Annotated in this window: 13 protein-coding genes and 2 pseudogenes; 12 read left to right on the forward strand and 3 right to left on the reverse strand. The window is 54.6% G+C overall.

Annotated elements, in window-relative coordinates:
- Positions 1-106: pseudogene (locus PYR71_RS29725) on the reverse strand (IS630 family transposase); the annotation flags it as partial.
- A 398-nt stretch (positions 107-504) separates the two neighbouring features.
- Between PYR71_RS29725 and PYR71_RS29730 the strand changes: the two are divergent.
- Both PYR71_RS29730 and PYR71_RS29735 read left to right on the forward strand, forming a co-directional pair.
- Complete coding sequence (locus tag PYR71_RS29730; protein ID WP_004673275.1) at positions 505-2,514, forward strand: HAMP domain-containing methyl-accepting chemotaxis protein; 2,010 nt, start codon at positions 505-507, stop codon at positions 2,512-2,514.
- A 521-nt stretch (positions 2,515-3,035) separates the two neighbouring features.
- A complete protein-coding gene (locus PYR71_RS29735; RefSeq protein ID WP_004673279.1) occupies positions 3,036-3,221 on the forward strand; it encodes a hypothetical protein in 186 nt (61 codons plus the stop codon).
- A gap of 70 nt (positions 3,222-3,291) precedes the next feature.
- On the opposite strand, the gene PYR71_RS29740 is transcribed toward PYR71_RS29735, so the two are convergent.
- Positions 3,292-4,326 carry an AraC family transcriptional regulator gene (locus PYR71_RS29740; protein ID WP_016737424.1) on the reverse strand — a complete coding sequence of 345 codons (1,035 nt, stop codon included), beginning with the start codon at positions 4,324-4,326 and terminating at the stop codon, positions 3,292-3,294.
- Between the two features lie 1,302 nt (positions 4,327-5,628).
- On the opposite strand from PYR71_RS29740, the gene PYR71_RS29745 reads away from it, so the two are divergent.
- From PYR71_RS29745 to PYR71_RS29790, 10 genes and pseudogenes are all read left to right on the forward strand, one after another.
- Positions 5,629-6,270, forward strand: coding sequence for an SDR family oxidoreductase (locus tag PYR71_RS29745; protein ID WP_010031458.1), 642 nt, complete (start codon positions 5,629-5,631; stop codon positions 6,268-6,270).
- A 211-nt stretch (positions 6,271-6,481) separates the two neighbouring features.
- Positions 6,482-8,995 (forward strand): methyl-accepting chemotaxis protein, encoded by a 2,514-nt coding sequence (locus PYR71_RS29750; protein ID WP_008534365.1) that lies wholly within the window; start codon positions 6,482-6,484, stop codon positions 8,993-8,995.
- A 184-nt stretch (positions 8,996-9,179) separates the two neighbouring features.
- On the forward strand, positions 9,180-10,379 hold the full coding sequence (locus PYR71_RS29755; protein ID WP_008534366.1) for an ABC transporter substrate-binding protein: 1,200 nt from the start codon (positions 9,180-9,182) through the stop codon (positions 10,377-10,379).
- A 432-nt stretch (positions 10,380-10,811) separates the two neighbouring features.
- On the forward strand, positions 10,812-13,370 hold the full coding sequence (locus PYR71_RS29760; protein WP_004673285.1) for a sensor domain-containing protein: 2,559 nt from the start codon (positions 10,812-10,814) through the stop codon (positions 13,368-13,370).
- A gap of 351 nt (positions 13,371-13,721) precedes the next feature.
- Positions 13,722-14,606: an MBL fold metallo-hydrolase gene (locus PYR71_RS29765; RefSeq protein WP_077995108.1), complete on the forward strand. Its 885-nt coding sequence runs from the start codon at positions 13,722-13,724 to the stop codon at positions 14,604-14,606.
- 12 nt (positions 14,607-14,618) lie between these two features.
- Positions 14,619-15,746, forward strand: a complete 1,128-nt coding sequence (locus PYR71_RS29770; protein WP_004673287.1) for a zinc-dependent alcohol dehydrogenase family protein — start codon at positions 14,619-14,621, stop codon at positions 15,744-15,746.
- A complete protein-coding gene (locus PYR71_RS29775) occupies positions 15,746-16,540 on the forward strand; it encodes an N-acyl homoserine lactonase family protein (RefSeq protein ID WP_077995107.1) in 795 nt (264 codons plus the stop codon). The genes PYR71_RS29770 and PYR71_RS29775 overlap by 1 nt, the downstream gene beginning before the upstream one ends.
- Positions 16,541-16,660: 120 nt before the next feature.
- On the forward strand, positions 16,661-17,350 hold the full coding sequence (locus PYR71_RS29780) for a GntR family transcriptional regulator (protein ID WP_016737430.1): 690 nt from the start codon (positions 16,661-16,663) through the stop codon (positions 17,348-17,350).
- Between the two features lie 129 nt (positions 17,351-17,479).
- Entirely contained in the window at positions 17,480-18,709 is a 1,230-nt protein-coding gene (locus PYR71_RS29785; protein WP_077995106.1) for an alpha/beta fold hydrolase, read from the forward strand.
- Between the two features lie 189 nt (positions 18,710-18,898).
- Positions 18,899-19,560, forward strand: a pseudogene (locus tag PYR71_RS29790) (IS256 family transposase); the annotation flags it as partial.
- Here PYR71_RS29790 and PYR71_RS29795 read toward each other — a convergent pair.
- Positions 19,551-19,675: transposase domain-containing protein (locus PYR71_RS29795; protein WP_141504954.1), on the reverse strand; the 125-nt coding region annotated here is incomplete at its 5' end. The pseudogene PYR71_RS29790 and the gene PYR71_RS29795 sit on opposite strands and share 10 nt — an antisense overlap.

Raw genomic sequence — 19,675 nt, forward strand, 5'->3', positions numbered from 1 at the left:
TCGAAATCCCAACTCCGAAACGAGCCGCAGCCTGTCGAGCCGACATGCCCGCCGCAGACGCTTTCAAAACCCGTATTCGAAGATCATCGCTCAGGGCTTGTCCCATCATCCACCTCTTCTCTGTGGAGTTGAATCAGCTTCGATGGACGCCGTCACATCACAATCGATTCATCGATCGCAGGACTTGCTCTAGGTCGCTCGTGGCGGGGCGAAACTCGGTTGCTGAAAACGATGATGCTCTTCGAACGGCGCCAAATGAAATTTTGCCGGCTGCATCCTCCTTGCAAGCGCGGACGATCCATTGGACGCCTGACTATCCTTAAAACGTCGTCTTTTTGCATTCGAGACGGGCAGGAAAGGCTTCATTAACCAACGCAACCAATAGGTATTCTCAGCTATGTCACAGACCCACAAGATTGATCTGCCGTTCGAATGAATGAAACGGCAATTGGAAGATTTGAGTAGACAAGTCGATCGTCCACCTCACCTAAAAGGTTTGCCTTTATGCCCAAGTCCATTAGACTCGCTTTATCTTTGATATTTGTTCTGCTCTCTCTTCTCGCGGCGGGCCAGGGCATCGTGAGTATCGTCAAGCTGCTGTCCATTAGGAGCAATATATCCGAAGTTGCCAGCAACTGGCTGCCATCGATCGATGTGATAAATCGGATCAATACGATCACCGGGGACTACCGCATCCTGCAGTTCAGGCTGGTGACAAACTCATCAGATTCGACGAGCCTTGCGCATAATATCACCACCTTCCGCCAGAAGATGGAGGATCTCGCGAATGCCCGTGGTGAATATGAGCCGATGGTGACATCCGGCGAGGAGCGTCAGGCCTATGACGCGTTCTCCGCTTTGTGGACGCAATATCAGGAGGATGGCGAGCGGATTGTTAAACTAATGCAGGCAGGCAAGAAGGATGAAGCATTCGCTCTTCTAACGAGTGACGCCACGACGAAACTGTATAATGATAGCGGAGCGCTCCTTGACCAGGATGTCGCAGTTAACAAGCGTGGTGGAGTCGCGGCCGTCGGAAACACGATGGGCGCCGTTTCATCGACGGTTTTGGTCACCATTCTTGCCATGGCGCTGGCAACTACGACGGGCATTATAGCCCTGCTTTACTGCATCCGGAAGATTACCGATCCGATCTCGCGGTTGACTACCACGATGGGCGTACTGGCAGATGGTAATCTCGACACTGAGGTTCCTTTCGCAATGCGCGCCGACGAAATCGGCAAGATGTCGAGAGCCGTTGAGGTATTCAAGCAAAACAGCATCAAGGCCCGCGATCTGAACGCGCAGGAGGCCGCGTTGCAGGCCAAGAGCGCCGACTTGCAGTCGAGCATTGCCGAGGTGGTGTCAGCCGCCGTAGCCGGTGACTTCACCCATCGCATCACCAAGAAATACGGCGATGCGGCTCTCGACCGTTTTGCAGGAAGCGTCAACGAACTGGTCACCTCTGTTGACCGGGGCATCGCCGAAACTCGCCGAGTTATCTCAGCGCTTGCCGATGGGGATCTGACGGAAAACATGTGCGGCGAGTTTCAGGGAGCCTTTGGTGAACTGAAGAGTAATGTCAACGCCACCATGGCAGCCCTTCGATCCGTATTAGGCGAGGTTCGCTCCGCCGTCGACACGATCAACGGCGGAGCCGGCGAGATGCGCATCGCCTCAGGCGACCTTTCAAAGCGCACGGAACAGCAAGCCGCGGCCCTGGAGGAGACCTCTTCGGCGCTTGAGGAAATCACGGTGGCGGTAAAAAGCTCGACAGAAAGAGCCACGGAAGCCAGCCATATGGTCGATGAGGCACGCAGAAGCACCGAGCAGTCGAGCGCGGTTGTCAAAGACGCGGTCGCCGCCATGGGCCGCATCGAGCAGGCCTCGGATGAAATCGGCCAGATCATTAACGTCATTGACGAGATCGCCTTCCAGACCAATCTTTTGGCCCTCAACGCCGGCGTCGAGGCGGCGCGTGCGGGTGACGCTGGAAAGGGTTTCGCCGTTGTGGCTCAGGAGGTGCGTGAACTGGCACAGCGCTCCGCCACTGCCGCCAAGGATATCAAGGCGCTGATCAACCGGTCCGGCGACGAGGTCAAAACTGGGGTCAGGCTGGTAACGGCCACAGGCGATGCCCTTGGTCTAATCCGAGGCCACGTGATCAAGGTGAACGAGCACGTTCATACGATCTCGACGGCGGCACGAGAGCAATCGACCGGGCTGGCGGAAGTCAGCACTGCGGTCAACCAGATGGATCAGACAACCCAGCAGAATGCGGCGATGGTGGAAGAATCGACGGCGGCCACCAACCGGTTGGCGGATGAGGCTTCCAATCTGGCGCGGCTTATTGCGCGCTTCAGGCTCGACGGTTCGACTTTTGTACGGCGTGTTGCCCACCAGAACGGTAAGCCGGCCGCCTCGCCAGCGCGTGCCCTCTCCCAGAAGCTTGCCGGCGCCTTCGGCGGACGTACTACAGCCGCTGTCGCGACTAAGGAATGGGAAGAGTTTTAATGAATCATGTCATAATTCATCGCAGGATATTATCGGTTTCCATCTGGCAGCCAGCAGTTCTGCATGAAGACGACGTTGATCCCGGAAATCCGGGGGTTAGCAGAGGCGACGCCGCTGCCCCTAACGCATGTTCTCGGTTCAGGGATCTGCCGGTTCTGTCATTCCGGTGATAGAGCTTGCTGCCGAGATAACCAATCCCATCGGTCTAGCCACAGCGCCATTGTCGTCGTTGAGGTAGCAGATGGTATCATCGGCCCGGTCGTCGATCAGGTCTCTGGCATTCTATCGATCAACGGCGATCGGATCCAACCGGTTCGGACTTAGGCGCGACTTCGACCCAACCTTCAGCTACGGAATCACTCCGCTTGAACAAGGGATGGAATGCTTCCTTAGTTTTGAGCAAAGGTTTGGCACCAATCAGGACGCATCGCAGCTGCCTAGCAGACTTTTGCTTTTTCACCTTCCGCGACTGTCTTCCTTCAAGACGCGGAGTATTAACGAAATTCAACGAGAGTTCGAAGATGTCCAAAGTTATCGCAATCAATTTCGGGCAACAGGCTAAGACAGATACCCACTTAGAAAGCCACGAAGATGCACAGTCGCAGCGCCTGGAGCAAGAGCGGCTGCAAATGATCCAAATCACCAATCACCTTGAAGCACTGTACGCTCGGCTGCTGACCGTCTGTGGCGACAGACCGAAAAATTAAGGGCGCAGCGATGGTATAGCCCGGTGGAGCGCTGCGAACCACAGCGCCATCGCGAAGGGCTATTTCCGGGTCAGCTTTCGGGCGGAGAGGCCTGCGAAGCACACATAGATCGCCTATGCGGCAGAACATCGCTCATATGCACTGTTTTAGATGGCAGTTCGCCGTAACGTCTCTTGTACTCTGCAGCAAAACGGCCGAGGTGTGTGAAGCCCCACTTAAGCGCTATTTCCGAAACGCTGATTTTAGCGCCGTTTTGCAGCAGTTCCTGTCGAGCTGCGCACATACGCAAGTCTCGGAGGTGCATTGTGGGGCTGGTATTACGAAATTGTCGGAAGCCGTGCTGCAAAGTCCGCACGCTGACCTTGGCCGCAGCGGCGATATCGTTAAGGGAAATGGGTTGAGCCATATGCTCTTCCATAAACTCCATTGCCCGTTTCACGTGGCGAGGCGTGGGAGACGGAGCCGGACGACGAAGTTCATCGGTATAGCGATGCATACAGCTTTCGATCAAAAGGTACTCTATCGCGTCGAGGAGCGAGCTATAGGCCGACGGGCATTGTCGCAGAGCCCCCCCGGCACTGAGGCCGCGATGGGCAGACAGGGCTAGTTCTCGCATGAGCGTTCCCGCGCTCGATGCAAGATCAAGGGTCGGCTGAATTTGCAGATTTCCGCTGATCGTCCGATCGAGCATGCGAGAAAGCTTGTCACGCAAGGATTGCGTATCGATCGTCAATGACAGTTGAGATCTTATGCCATCTTGTCGGGCATTTAGCGGAGCATTTGCAACATGCGGCGACTCTACCTGTTGCCCAGACCAATGAAAGACTGCATTCCCGGACGCCGGCAGGAAGACCGTTACGACGTCAACTGGGGAATCTATCATGACCGAGAACGCCTCTTCATGATGGGCATCCGCAACGCCAAAACCATCAAGGGAAATTCGACTGCAGCGAGAGTTAAGCGATCTACTGTCGTGTTGAGCAAGGTCAGATGACGCCAGGGGCGATGATATCAAAGGCAAAAGACGTTCGGGATCGGAGCCCTCGATAAAGTTGTCTTTCACTAAGGTCCCTTCATCGGGCTTGCTGAACAAACTTTCGGTCATCCAATATAACCTATCTATGAACACCAACTCGCACATGCCGGGACTAGTTTTCCAAACCTTCAAAGCTCGAGACCGGATGGCGTGCGAGCGATTTTGATCGCGTACATGACCGATTCGGACCTTTGTGGAGGCCGGTTGAATCTCTCATTCCCTAGGCTTTCGTCATGGCGGATCATCACCAGCACCGACATCCACGTTCTCCCGCTCGAGATGGCCTCCTAGTTTTTCAGCGCTGCAGTTGGGAAGCCTCTAATGATGCGATGACTGGCTTCCACAAGCCTCGAACAGATTGACAGATTGTCTGATATACGTTAATGCTATTCCTGATCAAAGGCAAGGCAGCATCAGGGAAATCTGCCACGGTTCTAGTGGAGTTCCCGCACGGCAAATCAATCTAAAGATGCCTCCCAAGGCGAGGGGTGACGGGCTGCTTTCGATCGCAGCCCGTCACGGGAAGGGTGGGAGTGCTATGAGTGGGAGAGAACCTACGCCAACCGACCTTGGAGGCCGTTGAGTCGACACGGAGAAAAATGATTGTGCTGTAGGATGGCCCCACGATTTCGCCACACGCTGGTCCTCTTAACCTGCGCATCAGCATACTTCGGTTATGACGTATAAGAGAGGCACGCTCCAGGCTCAACACTCGGAGACGCAAAGACGTCGACGAGTTCTTTTGGCCTACTAAGCGAGGCGGTCGCGGCAAATATCAATGCGTAAGCCGCGCCTCGTCGCATTGGGTTGACTTTGCGCTCTTCTTAGCGGGTACGGACTCCGGGCGTCTGATTGGGCAAAAGAAGAGCTTAAGGACGAAACCTGATGATGGTCAAACAGCTTGTGCTGCCATAGGCGTGCTGTTGTCTGTGCCGCGCGAACGCGAAAAGCGCGATCAAATCGGAACGTGGCGGCGAGAGAAGACTAACAGGAAAGACCACATCAAACTCAACCGGGTGTCGGAATACCGATGCTTACGGCATTGCGGGCATGAGGCCTCAAAATGACGCCGGTCTCGACATGTGTCCGCCGAAAATCGCAAAAAGGAATTGACAGATTGTCGGACAAAAATTTTACTATATCGCCCGCGCATTGCTTGTTCGCGGGAGACGCAGCGACGGACCGGGAGTTATAAGTGCTAAACTTGGCCAAAAATGCACAAATTGTCGACCTTCTTAATCTGCCGGAAGCGGCGACCGGCGCGTGATACAAGCGTCTCTGACTCACAAGGCGTGTCATACTCCATCGACCGAGGTACTGGTTGAACGTGACAGTGACGCCAACATTTCTCCTGGGGAAAAAGTCTGTGTCTTGATAGGCGCGTCAAATCCTGTTGGTCTTTGTTTGGCGCGCTCATTTATAGAAAAAGGCTATCGGGTCGCCGTAGGCGACGCCAATCCCGCCGACTTCGCCTCCCTGGCTGAAGGCCAAGGAAACAATTTTTTACCGGTCAAAGTCAACCCGAACAGAGACGTTTACGTCAACTCAATGGCTGACCAGGTGTATTTGCGCTGGAGACGGGTCGACGTTCTGGTGAACATAGTTTTCCGCAGAAATGAAACAACCCAAACTGTAACGGGATCGCTATCCAGCGCGAATCTGGGGCTTGATGCCGTATCCAATCTAATCAGAGTTACAGGTGCCTTTAGCTCTCGACTTCAGGGCGCGGAGCTTGCCGTAGTGGACGTCGCATGGTTCGAAGAGACGACCTCGCTGGAAGCAGAAGCCGTCCTTCAAGCGGCGTTGCGCACTACTACCTCCGCAATTGCTAGGCAATATTTCGGTTCCGGGCTGAGGATAAATGCTGTACACGCCAGCGATGTGAACTCTACGTCTTCAAGCGAAAATGACGTGCTTCGAACAGTGATCCACGCCGTGCAATTCCTGGCGAATTCGGAACTGTCCGGAAAGCTGACAGGGAACGTGCTGGAGATCGATCCTCGGTGCAGATAGATCCACTCCCACGTTCTGATCCGGCAAATCTGCAGGTATTAACCTTCCGTTAAGTTTCTCGAAAGACGCAATGGGTAAGAGGTCAAATCCTAACAACACGTAAAAAAGTTTCGATTGTTTTAGTGAAACTCTTATCCATGTTCGTTCAGGCTCAAACATTACTATTCCAAAAGCGAGGCCCCAGCACCGTTTGAGCCCTTTGGAGGTAAGTATGTTCGTCGATCGCCTGTTGTCCACCTTTACCATAAGAGCAAAGGTGTTGTTGGTACTTGTACCCTTGATCCTGATATTGGCGGCAGTTGGTGGGGTCGGCTTAAAAGCAACTGGCTTGCTTCAGTCTCGTCTTCGGCTTTCAAATGAGGTTCTTCAGACCTTGAGCGGGTTTCGAAGTGTCGCGGAAAGCATGAACCGCTTTTTGGCGCAAAGCTCAACGGAGTACCGAGATGAGGCGCTGACAAGTTTAAACGGGCAGAGCGCAACCATGCAGTCGCTCCAGGAAGCGGCGGCAGGTAGCGGGAGCGAAACTGGTGCGCTCGAAAACAGTGTATCGGCAATGTCCGTTATCTCGGGCAGCATCGGCCGCATGTGGTCTTTGCATAATGACGAGGAATCCGTTCGCAGCGACATTGTTTCCAACTTGTCGAAGATCAAGGAGGTCGGAGGCGCCCTTAAATTGGCTGCGGTTGATGTGCGCTCACAAGTACGCAATCAGGAGAACTCCGGGAAAACCATGCTCCGGGAGGCTACCCGCTCACTCGATACGGCATCAGTTATGCAACACATGGCGGAAGACTTGGTGAGCTTGCCGGACGGAGCGAAGCAGCCTCCGACTGTCGCCCAGCAAGGGCTTGTGATCAAAAAGTCGCTAAAAACAGTTAAGCGGGTAGTCTCGACTGCTGACGAGCAGGCCGTTACTAAAATTGAGAGGACTATCGCCAAGCTAATCGCCAACCCCGAATTTGTCGACCCTTCCACACGGCTTGCCGGCTCTGACCTACAGAGCTTTGCGACGAACCTGCGAGTGGATGCGATCCAGCACATGATTGAAGGAACAAATGCGATCCGGGCGTTGGATAAAGCGTTGACGGATTCCGAAATGCTTGTTGCGACGGCGACAACGATCGGCCAGGACGCCGATTCGATCGAAATCGAAATCAATAACCTGTTCCGTACAGCCAACGCAGAGAATCAGCAGCGCCTCGTTGAGCAACTTACAAAATTGGCGCGTGACACCGTGGCAGTTGGAGGCGTTGCCAGCTCGATATCTGGCTTCGATAAAATGCAGGAAGATCTATTCGCCCAGGTGGATTCTATCCAAGAGAACACAGAGAAGCTGGTCAAGATAGCGGAAGCCCGCCAAGCGCAATATTCTGAGGCGGACAAAACCGGCCAGGAGATCTGGAAAAACCTCGTAACCTTTGCAGCAACTCAGGAAAACGATGCTCGCAATGAAAGCAATCTTGCCCGCTTGCTGTCAACTATCGCCACAGTGTCCGGCGTCTTGGTAGCCTTGGCGGCTGGCGCCGGCCTGATGGCGACACTTCGCGCCCCGATCGAACGGATCGCGAAGCGCATGCAAGAGCTGGCAAAGGGCGATCTTCGATCGCAGATTGTCGGACGTGACCGGAGAGACGAAATAGGTGAAATGGCTCGCGCACTCGAGGTTTTCCGTGAAAATGCTGTCTCGAAGATGGACATCGAGACACGAACGGAAGCCGATAGGAAAACCGTTGAACAGGAGCGGATGGATCGTGAACGCGAACGCGCTCAGATGGAGGAGGAGGTCGCAACTGCCGTCACCATTCTAGGAGAGGCGTTATCTCGATTGGCGCGTGGCGACATCTCTCAAGAAATTGACCGCCAATTCCATCCCAATCTTGAGCCGCTGAGGCGCGATTTCAATCACTCGCTTTCGATCCTGAGAGAGACAGTGTCTCATATCGACGAGAATACCAATCAAATTCAATGGGGAACCAGCGAGCTTTTCAAAGCCTCAGATGATCTGTCGCGGCGAACTGAATTGCAAGCCGCCTCACTGGAGGAGGCTGCGGCCGCCGTCGAACAGGTGACGGTCACGGTCAGAAAATCATCCGAGAATGCCTATGAAACCCAGGCTTTCGTGTCCGTTGTTAAAGAACACGCCGAGGGTGCGGCAACCATTGTGACCGATGCGATCAACGCAATGGGCAGAATAGAAGACGCGTCCCACAAGATCGGCCAAATCATTGGTTTGATCGATACGATTGCGTTCCAGACAAATCTTTTGGCACTAAATGCTGGTGTCGAGGCGGCTCGTGCTGGAGATGCCGGAAAGGGTTTTGCAGTCGTAGCCCAGGAAGTGCGCGAACTTGCCCAGAAATCATCAGCTGCAGCCCGCGAGATTCGCCACCTGATTTCGGAATCCTCTTCGGAGGTGGCGATCGGCTCAGATTACGTGGGGAAAGCAGGTGAGGCGTTACACAACATAACGGCGTCGATCTTGAAGATTTCCGATCGGATTGATCAAATCGTCAATTCGAGCCGCGAGCAAGCGGCGTCCCTCGCCGAGATCAACAATAACGTCAATGTACTTGACCAGGGAACACAACAAAACGCTGCCATGGCCGAGCAGACAAATGCCGCGGCAAAGACTCTCTCGGATCAGACTAACGAACTCAGCGAGCGGCTCGCTTCATTCAAATTGACCGAAGATAAGTCGACGCGTCGGGTTAGGTTAGTGGCGTAAGCTGCGCATCGAACGAGACTGCCACGCGTCGGATGGCCACTGTGATAGCGGCGTTCTACTGAAGGGAAATCCGCTTACGGAAGCGAAATCCGGCCTTAGGCTCTTGGTCTCCCTTTCGCCGCCCGTCTGACTGTAAAAAACCCACCTAGAGCCGATCAACCTTCAAGAGATCAACTGCTTTGCAATGCTCAGAGACACGAGAGGTATCAAATCCGTGCGCATACGTGAAATTACAAGAGCCATTATTCTAATCACCGGCTTGGTGATCCCTTCTGTAGCGGCCGCCGGTGGCCTTACGGAATTGCCGCGGGAGGAACGAAAAACCTACGAGTTGCTCGATCCAAAGTTGCCTACAGGTGAATCTGTCTTCCGCACGTTTAAGGCACAGCGAGCACCGCCGTGGAAAATTGGGTACGCATCGACATATGCTGACAATTCTTGGCGTGCGAGTATTCTTGATGAGTTCACAAACAAGATTGTTCCAGCTTTCAAGAAAGCGGGGCTGGTCTCCGAGTTCATCGTCACCCAGTCAAATCTTGAAGACGCTGTCCAGATCAGGCAGATGCGGCAGATGGTAGACGACGGCGTTGATGCAATTATTATCTGCTGTTCGAACCTCACGGCGCTTAATCCTACGATAGAGTATGCGTATTCAAAAGGAGTGCCTGTGTTCTCGTACTCTGGTTACGTAACATCGCCGTTCGCCGTCAACGCAACTGAGAACAACATGCAAGGCGGGTTTGAGGCGGCGAAGTGGCTCGCTGAAGAAATCGAAGGAAGTGGCAATGTGCTTCTCGTTTCGGGGATCTCCGGCTTTGCCTCCTCGGACAGCTTTGACGTCGGCGCAAAGAAGGCTCTGGAGTATTATCCCGAGATAAAGATCGTAGGTCATGTCGACGGGAAGTGGACAGACAAGGTCGCGCAGGCCGAGGTGCAAAAATTCCTTGCAGCGAATCCCGGTCGAATTGATGGTATTATCGTTCAGTCGGGAGCTGAGAATGGTGTTATCAACGCGGTGCGCCAGTCCGGGCGCGACATGATCCCAATCGTTCTAGGGGGCGAAGCTTCGGCAGCCTGTTACTGGCGACGGAACCCCGACTTCGTAAGCAAGAGTTTTCATTTCTGGCCGCCGCGCTCTGAGGCGGGTTTCGTATGGGACGTAATGATGCGAACTCTTGAGGGACAGGGCCCCAAAATTCAGACAATCCTGCGGCCAGCAATTCCCAGTACCATAGAGGATGTAATGGCGGATTTGCCAGCTGATTGCGATCCTAACTCTGAGGATTGGATCGAGCCGAAGAATACAGCTTGGTGGTCTGCCAGCGCTGCTGCTAAATATTTCGATAACCCAGCGGATCCGCTCTCCTGGAAGCCGGCCGATTGAAGATCGCATGCGGGGTCTGTGTGGAATGCGGTGCCTTCATGATCGGCTCTCGTGCAAGGTAGGCTGCGCTAAGGAATGACAGTTCAAATTGGGAAATGCCCGGGTCGCCTCAGGAGACATGAGCCAAGCGATCCGGTTCCAACGAACATATTTGCTCCGCGGTAGCATTCTTCCTCCGGCCCTCCTCTCGCCAAACGGGACAACATACTCATTGCGCCAATCAATCTACGTGCTGCCGCGAAGGTTGTTGCTTCGAATGTGAAAGCAAAGTTCATTTCCGACCGCACTATCCGGCTCAGGCCGACGCGCGGTTCGAGGCCTTACTGACATATCTGCATCAATTTGTTGCTCGAATGATTTGGGTGGCGTTCCCGGAATTCCTGATCGGATGGATGATGCATCCTGTCTTGGCCCTCGGTAAGGAGCTTCACGATGAATTCGACTTTACAACCGCTTTGGCAACGCTCCTTTTTTCAGAAAAGGCGCAATCGCCGGAGAGACGAAGCGCTGCATCATGATACCTCAGCCGACCGAGGAGCGCTGCTTGAAGCATTGATCGGCGTGTTGCCCCTCCCAATTTTCTTCAAAGATCTGCACGGTCGCTATGTCGGTTGCAACAAGGTTTTCGAAGATCTCCTCGGTCGCTCGCGCGACGAGATCATCGGGAATACAGATTTTGATCTCAGTTCAACGCAACTGGCGGAAATTTATTCTATTGAAGAGAAAGGCCTTCTTGAAAGGGGTGGAGCCCAAGTCTCCGAGCGTAAGATCGCTCTCGCAAACGGCGCCATCCTGGATGTTGTCTGCAACAAGGCAGTTTTCAGAGGTCACGACGACGAGCCCGCGGGTCTGATTGGCGTTATCATCGACATAACCGAACACAAGTTGGCGGAGCAGGAACTCAAAAACGCTCTCGAACTAGCCCAAGGGATCGTCACCGCTATTCCAGACGTTCTGTTTGAGGTCGACGAGGATGGGCGATATCTTCAGGTCTGGACCAGAAATCCCGAACTACTAGCCCAGCAGCGGGAAATGCTACTGGGTAGGACGGTCGACCAAGTTCTTGCGCCTGATCAAGCGGCTATTGCAATGGAGGCGCTTCGAACTGCAAGCAGTGAAGGAGTTGCCTACGGTCGATGCATTAGCGTATCCTTGCCAAACGGCGAGACCCGATGGTTCGAGTTGTCGGTGGCTAGACGACCAAGCGCCGATCCTGACGCCGCCACCACGCTCCTGGCATTTTCGCGTGATGTCACGGAACGAAGGCAGGCGGAAGACGCCATCAACTCCGTGCGGACGCAATTGCTAAGTGTGCTGCAAACCATTCCTGACATGGTTTGGGTAAAGAATGTCGATGGCGTACACCTTTTGTGCAATCATGCATTTGAGCGGCTGACCGGGAAATCAGAGGCGGAGGTCGTTGGAAAAACGGACCTTGAATTGTTCGGGGCTGAGAGAGCTCACATTTCCGGAAAATCTGATGAGGCCACGATCGAAGCCGGTGGCATACTTATCGACGAGAATTGGGTGGTTTCCCCGGAGAACGGTCAGTCCATTCTTCTCGAAACACGTAAACTTGCGGTCCTCGGCGCCGGGGGAGAGGTTACAGGAGTCCTCGGGGTCTCTCGCGATGTCACGGAACTGAACGCCTCGCGGGAAAAAATCAGGCAAATGGCCTTTTACGATCCGGTGACTTCTTTGCCGAACCGCTTGCTGTTTAACGAGCGATTGCAAAAGGTCGTCAGTGACGCGTCGTCTCAACGTCGGCGGACAGGGGTAATGCTGATTGACATCGACCATTTCAAAGTCGTGAACGATACGATGGGTCACCCTGTGGGTGATCAACTACTCTGCCAGGTCGCTACCCGGCTTAAGAAATCTGTCCGCGATCTCGACACGGTTGCGCGTCTCGGCGGCGACGAGTTCGCGATTCTGTTGCCGGAAATCCAGACAACCGACGATCTCGATTGGGTTGCGTGCTCGATCCTCGAGAGATTCAAGGAATCTTTCCTATTGGATGGCAAGGAAGTCTACGTGTCATGCAGTGTAGGCATCGCGATCTCGCCCGACGACAGCACAGATGTCAACGATCTGGTGAAATACGCCGACTCTGCGATGTATCTTGCCAAACGCTCGGGGAGAAACAGTTTTCGCTTTTATTCGAAGGATTTGACTGTGGGCGTGGAGGAGCGCATGCAGTTGGAATCTGAATTGCGCCGCGCTATCGAGCGCGAAGAATTGGAGCTGCACTACCAGCCCAAGGTGCTTCTGGACAGCGGCGTTATGATAGGATCGGAAGCGTTGTTGAGATGGCCTCATCCCGAGATGGGCATGATTCCGCCGGTTCGATTCATTCCGGTCGCTGAGGATACCGGGCTGATCGTTGAACTCGGGCGATGGGTGCTGCGTGAAGCGTGCAAGACGGCGAAGGAGCTGAACGCCGATTGCCACCACCTGCACAAGATTGCAGTCAACCTTTCGGGTAAGCAATTCCAATGCTCACGGTTGGTAAACGAGATCGCTGCAATCCTCGGTGAAACCGGTTGCCGCGCGGAATGGATCGAAATCGAAATCACGGAGAGTCTGCTTCTCGATCGGAAGGGCGAGACCCTGCAGACGCTTCTTAAGCTGCGTCAAATGGGATTTTCGATTGCTATCGATGATTTTGGCACCGGTTACTCGGCGCTCAACTATCTAGCCCGCTTCCCGATCGACACGCTGAAGATCGATCGGTCATTCATAAATAGCTCGGACAAAAGGAACGAAGAATTGGTCAAAGCGATTCTGTCCATTGCACAATGTCTTGGACAGGACGTGGTAGCGGAAGGTGTTGAGACCGCCGAGCAGGCAGCATTTCTCGCAGCGAACGGATGCGGTTCGGCGCAAGGCTTCTTTTACAGCAAGGCCCTGCCGAAGATGGAATTGATCGCTCTTTGGGTGCGCGCGTCCGCCACCGGCTTCGTTTCAGATCGTTACGCCGCTTCGCGATGATGAGCGCGAATATGGGAAAAAGTCACCTGTCTGATGGACGGTGATGCGGTGCGCGCTGTGAGACAACTCAACTTGAGCCTCGTCAATCTCTGAATGTCTGCGGTTTTTCGCGGAACAGGGGGCAACGCTGGGTCAACGACCATGCGTTGTGCGGCCCCGCGAGCCGCATTCTCGAATGCTCTGCTCCTACTGCGCGGCATTCGGTAGGCCGGGGAAAACGCGGTACACCGGCTCCTAAAGCAAGGCAGTCGCTCTCGAATGGCTTTCTTCAAAAATATTTGACAGATTATCATACAATCTGCCAAAAATGTAGCCAAGCACCTGATGGGAGGAAAATCAGTGTCTCTTAGTATGCATCACCTGGCCAAGCTTCCGTATTTTTATCCGTTCGAATTTGGCGATGGAAAAATCACGGTACTGTCCGACGGGCCGTTAGAGCTAGGAGATCCTCGCCTGAACTTCTTGGGGGTAGAGCCACGCACGGTCAGCCTGATGCTAGAGGACAATTTCCTGCCAACGAACAAAGTTGTACTCGAGCAAAATGTGCCGCTTGTTGAGATAAATGGAAGAACAATTCTATTTGATACCGGGATGGGGTCTTCCAAAGCTTTCGGGCCCACCACAGGTCGGCTCCTAGCCAGCCTGAGAGAGGCAGGTCGAGATCCGACGGAGATCGATGCGGTGGTTCTGTCGCACGCCCATATCGATCATATCGGCGGTCTGTGCGATGCCAATGGAAGGTTAAATTTCCCGAACGCCGACATCTTCATCAGTGAGCGAGACTTCACGGACTGGACGGACGGGTCGTCGATCGATTCTTCATTTCAATTTCAAATCGATAACGCTCGGCGAAACCTGCTTCCCCACAAGGATCGGACCTTCTTTTTCAAAGACGGCGAGGAGTTCTTGCCGGGCGTTCACGCGATTTCGGCCCCCGGCCACACGCTCGGTCATCATTGTTTTATGCTGCAGTCGGGAAACGATCGCCTCTGTGTTCTCGGCGACCTTACGCACCATCATATCCTGTTGATGGAGAGGCCGATGATGGAATTCCGATACGACACGGACCCGAAGCTGTCAGCTAGATCCCGCACGCGCGTGCTTGATATGCTGGCGACAGATCGCATTGCGGTAATGTCCTATCACTTCGCATGGCCAGGTGCCGGGCATGTGGTGCGAAACGGAGACGGATTCCGCTATATCCCCTCTCCAATGCAGTTGCTTGCACATCGATAAGGAATTTCAAAGATGCAGATGCGTTCGGTAATCCTCAGGGAGTCGGGTCTGCCGAAGCCCTATTCAAATTCGAAACCTCTTAAGATTGAGCTTGTGGAACTGACGCCGCCTGGCCCCATGGAGGTGTTGGTCAAGATCAAGGCTGCCGGTGTCTGCCACTCTGACCTGTCCGCAATCAATGGGGACAGACCGCGTCCGCTTCCAGTCGCTCTAGGCCATGAGGCATCTGGCGTCGTCGCAGCAATCGGACCGAGTGTCGAGAAGGTTGAGGTTGGTGACCATGTAGTCATGTCATTTCTGCCGGTTTGTGGCCATTGCTCATATTGCGCTGAAGGCCGCGCCAGCCTCTGCGAACCGGGCTACCAGGCCAATGCTGCAGGAACGCTTCTATCCGGCGGCAAGCACATCCGTTTGAGAGGATACGAAATTAACCACCATAGCGGCGTTTCTGCGTTTTCCGAATATGCTGTCGTGTCGGCGAGCTCGGTAGTCAAAGTGACCAAAGATATCGATTTGGCGACAGCTGCTCTCTTCGGATGTGCCGTTATGACCGGCGTTGGAGCTGTGATGAACACGTGTGGGGTCCGCCCAGGCCGTAGTGTGGCGGTAATCGGGCTCGGCGGCGTAGGCCTTTCGGCGATACTTGGCGCTGTTGCGAGCGGTGCAAGCGATATCGTGGCGATCGACCTAATCCAAGCGAAGCTGGATCTTGCCAAGGAGCTGGGAGCGACGAAGACTTTTTTGGCCACCTCGCCGAATATTGTTGCCCAAGTAAAAGGCGCGACAAGCGGCGGGGTAGACTACGCGATAGAGATGGCTGGATCCAAAAAGGCATTCGAGCTTGCATATGAGATTACCCGGCGCGGAGGGATGACCGCTACGGCCGGACTGGCCAGCGCAAATTCCCGTTTCGAGGTTTCGCCCTTGCCGTTGGTCGGAGAGGAGAGAACGATCAAGGGCAGCTATATGGGTTCCTGCGTGCCATCGCGCGACATACCCCGCTATATCGACCTTTACCTCAAAGGTAAGCTGCCAGTGGACAAATTGCTGTCGAGCACTGGCCCCCTTGATGAGATCAATGAGGTTTTCGACCGTCTTGACAGGGCCGAGATCAATCGACACCTAGTCTTGATGGACTGATGGCGGGGAGAATTCTCTTGAACGAGTGGACAGTGCTCGCCATCCATTACGGCACCGCGCAAAGACCAGTAAGTGACCTGATACTAGAGACGGATGACATTCATGATCGTCCATCACAAATCGACTACTTCGTGTGGCTGATCCGTCTCGAGGGCCGATTAATTCTTGTCGACACTGGTTTCGAAGCCGGAGAGGGCGCGGCCAGAGGGCGGACCCTCTTGATCCATCCGGTGGCAGCACTGAGCAGCCTTGGCATCAAATCCAGCGAAATTACTGATGTCGTTGTGACACACCTGCACTACGATCACGCCGGAAACCTCCCGGCCTTTCCTAACGCCACTTTTCACATTCAGGATCGGGAGATGGCGTATGGAACGGGGCGGTGTATGTGCCATGAGCGAATGCGTCGGCCTTTTGCTACAGAAGGTGTCGTCGACGCGGTCCGGCTCGTTTTTCAGTCACGGGTACGGTTCCATGATGGGGATGGGGAAATTGTTCCTGGATGCAGGGTGCATCTGGTTGGCGGTCACTCGAAAGGTTTGCAAGTTGTTACGGTGGCAACAGGCGGCGCTTTGCTGGTTATCGCTTCCGACGCGCTTCATTTCCAGCACTATCTTGAAAATGACGGCGCGTTTCCCCTGTTTGCAGATTACCTAGAGGTAATCGAGGGTTACAACAAGCTCCGCGTCCTTGCCGGAGCAAACGGACTCATCATTCCGGGTCATGACCCTGAGGTGCTACGGAAATTTTCTCCCCTTGCGCCAGACCTCCAGTTCGCTAGAGTTCTCCTGTGACCCACAATAAACCGATTGAAATTTTTTGCTGTTTGCAGACAATCGGGTTGTCCTACGAAACGCTCCGGCAGTATATTGATTCTGTGCGTCACTAGAAATTTCATCGAAGGTTTGTTGTGAATGGGAACGATCGACCTCCAGATTACACGTCAAAACGCCTCTCTTCGAATCCTTGTTGAGGATAAGCTCCGGCAGGCTATTTCAAGTGGCCGTTTCAAGCCCGGGCAGCGGCTGGTGGAGCGCGAGTTGTGCGAACTCATCGGGGTTGGCCGAACTTCAGTTCGCGAGGCGCTACGCCAGTTAGAAGCTGAAGGGCTTATTACTAGCTATCCGCATCGGGGGCCGGTTGTCAGCACTATCAGCTACGAGGAGGCTAGGCAGCTTTATAGTGTACGCGCGCTGCTTGAAAGCTTTGCCGGCCAGGAGTTCGCCGAGAACGGTTCGAATGAAGAGATCGTTGCTCTCCTCGAGACCGTGGAAGCGTTCGAAGCCGCAGCCAAGAGCGGTTCCGGAACGCGGATCATCGAAGCCAAGACCGCTTTTTACGATTGTTTGATGACCGGCAGCAAGAACGTGTTTGTGAAGCAAATGCTGACGTCGTTGCACAACCGGGTCACATTGTTGCGGATGACATCGATGACCCAGCCAGGGCGGCTGCAGAACAGCGTTTTCGAGATAAGAGAGATTGCGGCCGCTATTGCGTTGCGTGATGGCGACAGGGCAGCCGCGCTTTGCAAGCGCCATATCGAAATCGCGGCTAAGGTGGCGTTGGACTACTTGAGCAAGAACCCCGTCGAAACCTCCGAGTAGTTCCACAAAACGAAGTTCAGGCGACGGCTAAGGTTGACAGATTGTCTGAAAATCTGCTTACCTCTCTTATGGGAGGTGAGGCACAGGAAGTGCGGCTTCCCAACAACATCATTTTGTTAGGGAGGACGTATGGGCGCCCATGCCGAGCTGATTAAACGCGTAACCCTGGCGATCGAAGATCCGGAGCTACCGCGACTGACCCCAGGTCTTACAACACGGATCTCGTTGCAAGTTGGACCAGAAAAGTCATCACTTGCTGTGGGAGGCGGGATAGTCGCACTGGACGGCGCGGACGAAAATGCTGACGTCATACTGAGTGCCCCAGACGGAGCTTGGGAAAAGGTTATGCAGGTGCCGCCGCCGGCAACCTACCATTCGTTCACCGCCTTTCAACTCGCTAACCCTGAGTTCACGTTATCTGGTTCGCCCGTAGCAATCGCTCAAGCGCGTCCCGCTCTGGAGCGACTGTTCGAGATCGTCGTAGCGTCTCCGCCCCTAGTTGCGCCGAAGGTCGATCGAAATATTGAACAGGTCACCGGACGCTATAAGCGGGTAGAGGTCGGCGGCGTAGAACACGATATCTTTTACGAGGAAGCCGGTGCAGGAACTCCTATCCTTTTCCTCCATACGGCTGGCGCAGACGGCCGTCAGTTTCTACCGCAACTCTCCGACACTGGGTTTGCGCGTACGAACCGATTGATCTCAGTTGATCTGCCCTTTCACGGACGTTCGATGCCTCCTTTAACTTGGGACGGCTCGCCCTATCAACTCACAACGGATCTCTACCTGACCTGGTGCACGGCGATACTCGACCAGCTCGTCGGAGACAGAGCTATCGTCGTTGGAGGATCTATGGGCGCGGCGATGTGCATGGTGCTGGCGGCGGAGCGACCGGAACGTCTAATGGGTGTAATTGCGGTCGAGCCGCCGTTGAAGTCAAAGGGCCGTCGCAACCCCTTTCAACACAACGTCAACGTTCATGGGTCGCTTCATAACTCAGCCTATGTCCGCGGAATCATGAGCCCGCTCAGCCCGCAAGAAGAGCGACGCCGCGCCAGTTGGATCTACTCGCAGGGTGCTCCTGGAGTTTATCCCGGCGATCTTTCGTTCTACAGCGACGAGTTCGACGGTGCCGTCGTCGGTCCGAAGATTGATGCCAAGCGAACACCGACCGTTCTTCTCTCCGGGACCTATGACTACTCTGCGACGCCTGCAGACGGAGCAGCGCTAGCGGCCCTCATTCCTGGCAGCCGTCATGTCGTTATGGAGGGGCTTGGGCACTTTCCGATGTGCGAAAATCCTGACTATTTCCGGAGCTTCTTGCAAGACGCTATTCGGTTCGTCGAAGATAACGGCTGATCACAAAGCAAACGCGTTGGCCATTTACCGATCGTGTCCCAGCACCTGGTGTAGCTGACGGGAGGTAGCAAAGCCGAGCGCCCGCGCGCTTCTCGTTGCGCTGTAGCGGGTGATCGGCTTTGCGGGCGGCCATCAGTGTTTTCCGCTAGGGTCGGGTTGTTCAAGACCAACCTGACGGAAAGACCACCGATGACCAATGACATGATGAACGTGCGCTCCCTTGTTGAGAAGAGTGCCGATGCATATTTATTGCGCGAGATGATCGGCTTTGCCGCCGAGCGGCTGATGGAGCTGGAAGTAGGCTCGGCTACGGGTGCAGACTTCGGCGAGAAGTACCCCATGCGGCTCGCACAACGCAACGGATACCGCGATCGGGATTCGAGCTTCCTTGAACCGTGCCGCATGGCAGAGAAAGCTCTGACGGCCGTTATCCAGGAAGCGTATATCCAGGGAATCTCGACTCGTTCTGTCGACGACCTGGTCAAGGCCATGGGTATGAGCGGCATCTCCAAAAGCTAGGTGAGCCGTCTATGTGAAGAGATCGACGTCAAAGTGAAGGCGTTCCTCGACAGGCCGATTGAAGGTGAGTGGCCGTACGTCTGGGTGGACGCGACCTATCTCAAGGTCCGGCGTGGCGGCCGCATGTCTCAGTCGCCGTCATTATCGCGGTCGGCGTCAATAACGACGGTCGGCGCGAGGTCCTGGGTATGGAAGTTGGCACCTCGGAGGCCGAACCGATCTGGACGGAATTCTTGCGCAGGCTGACACGTCGAGGATTACGTGGTGTGAACCTTGTTGTCTCCGATGCGCACGAAGGTCGTAAGCGGCAAGCTGAGACCGTTCAGCGCGCGTAATTCCACGGCATGAGTGCATCGAGATCGCTGCTCGGCCAGCCGTTGGCGATCCGCTCAAGTGTTTGGGTGAGCCAAGCCTGCGGGTCCACGTTGTTCATCTTCGCCGTCTGAA

The organism is Rhizobium mulingense (assembly GCF_029194105.1).
Classification (GTDB): domain Bacteria; phylum Pseudomonadota; class Alphaproteobacteria; order Rhizobiales; family Rhizobiaceae; genus Rhizobium; species Rhizobium mulingense.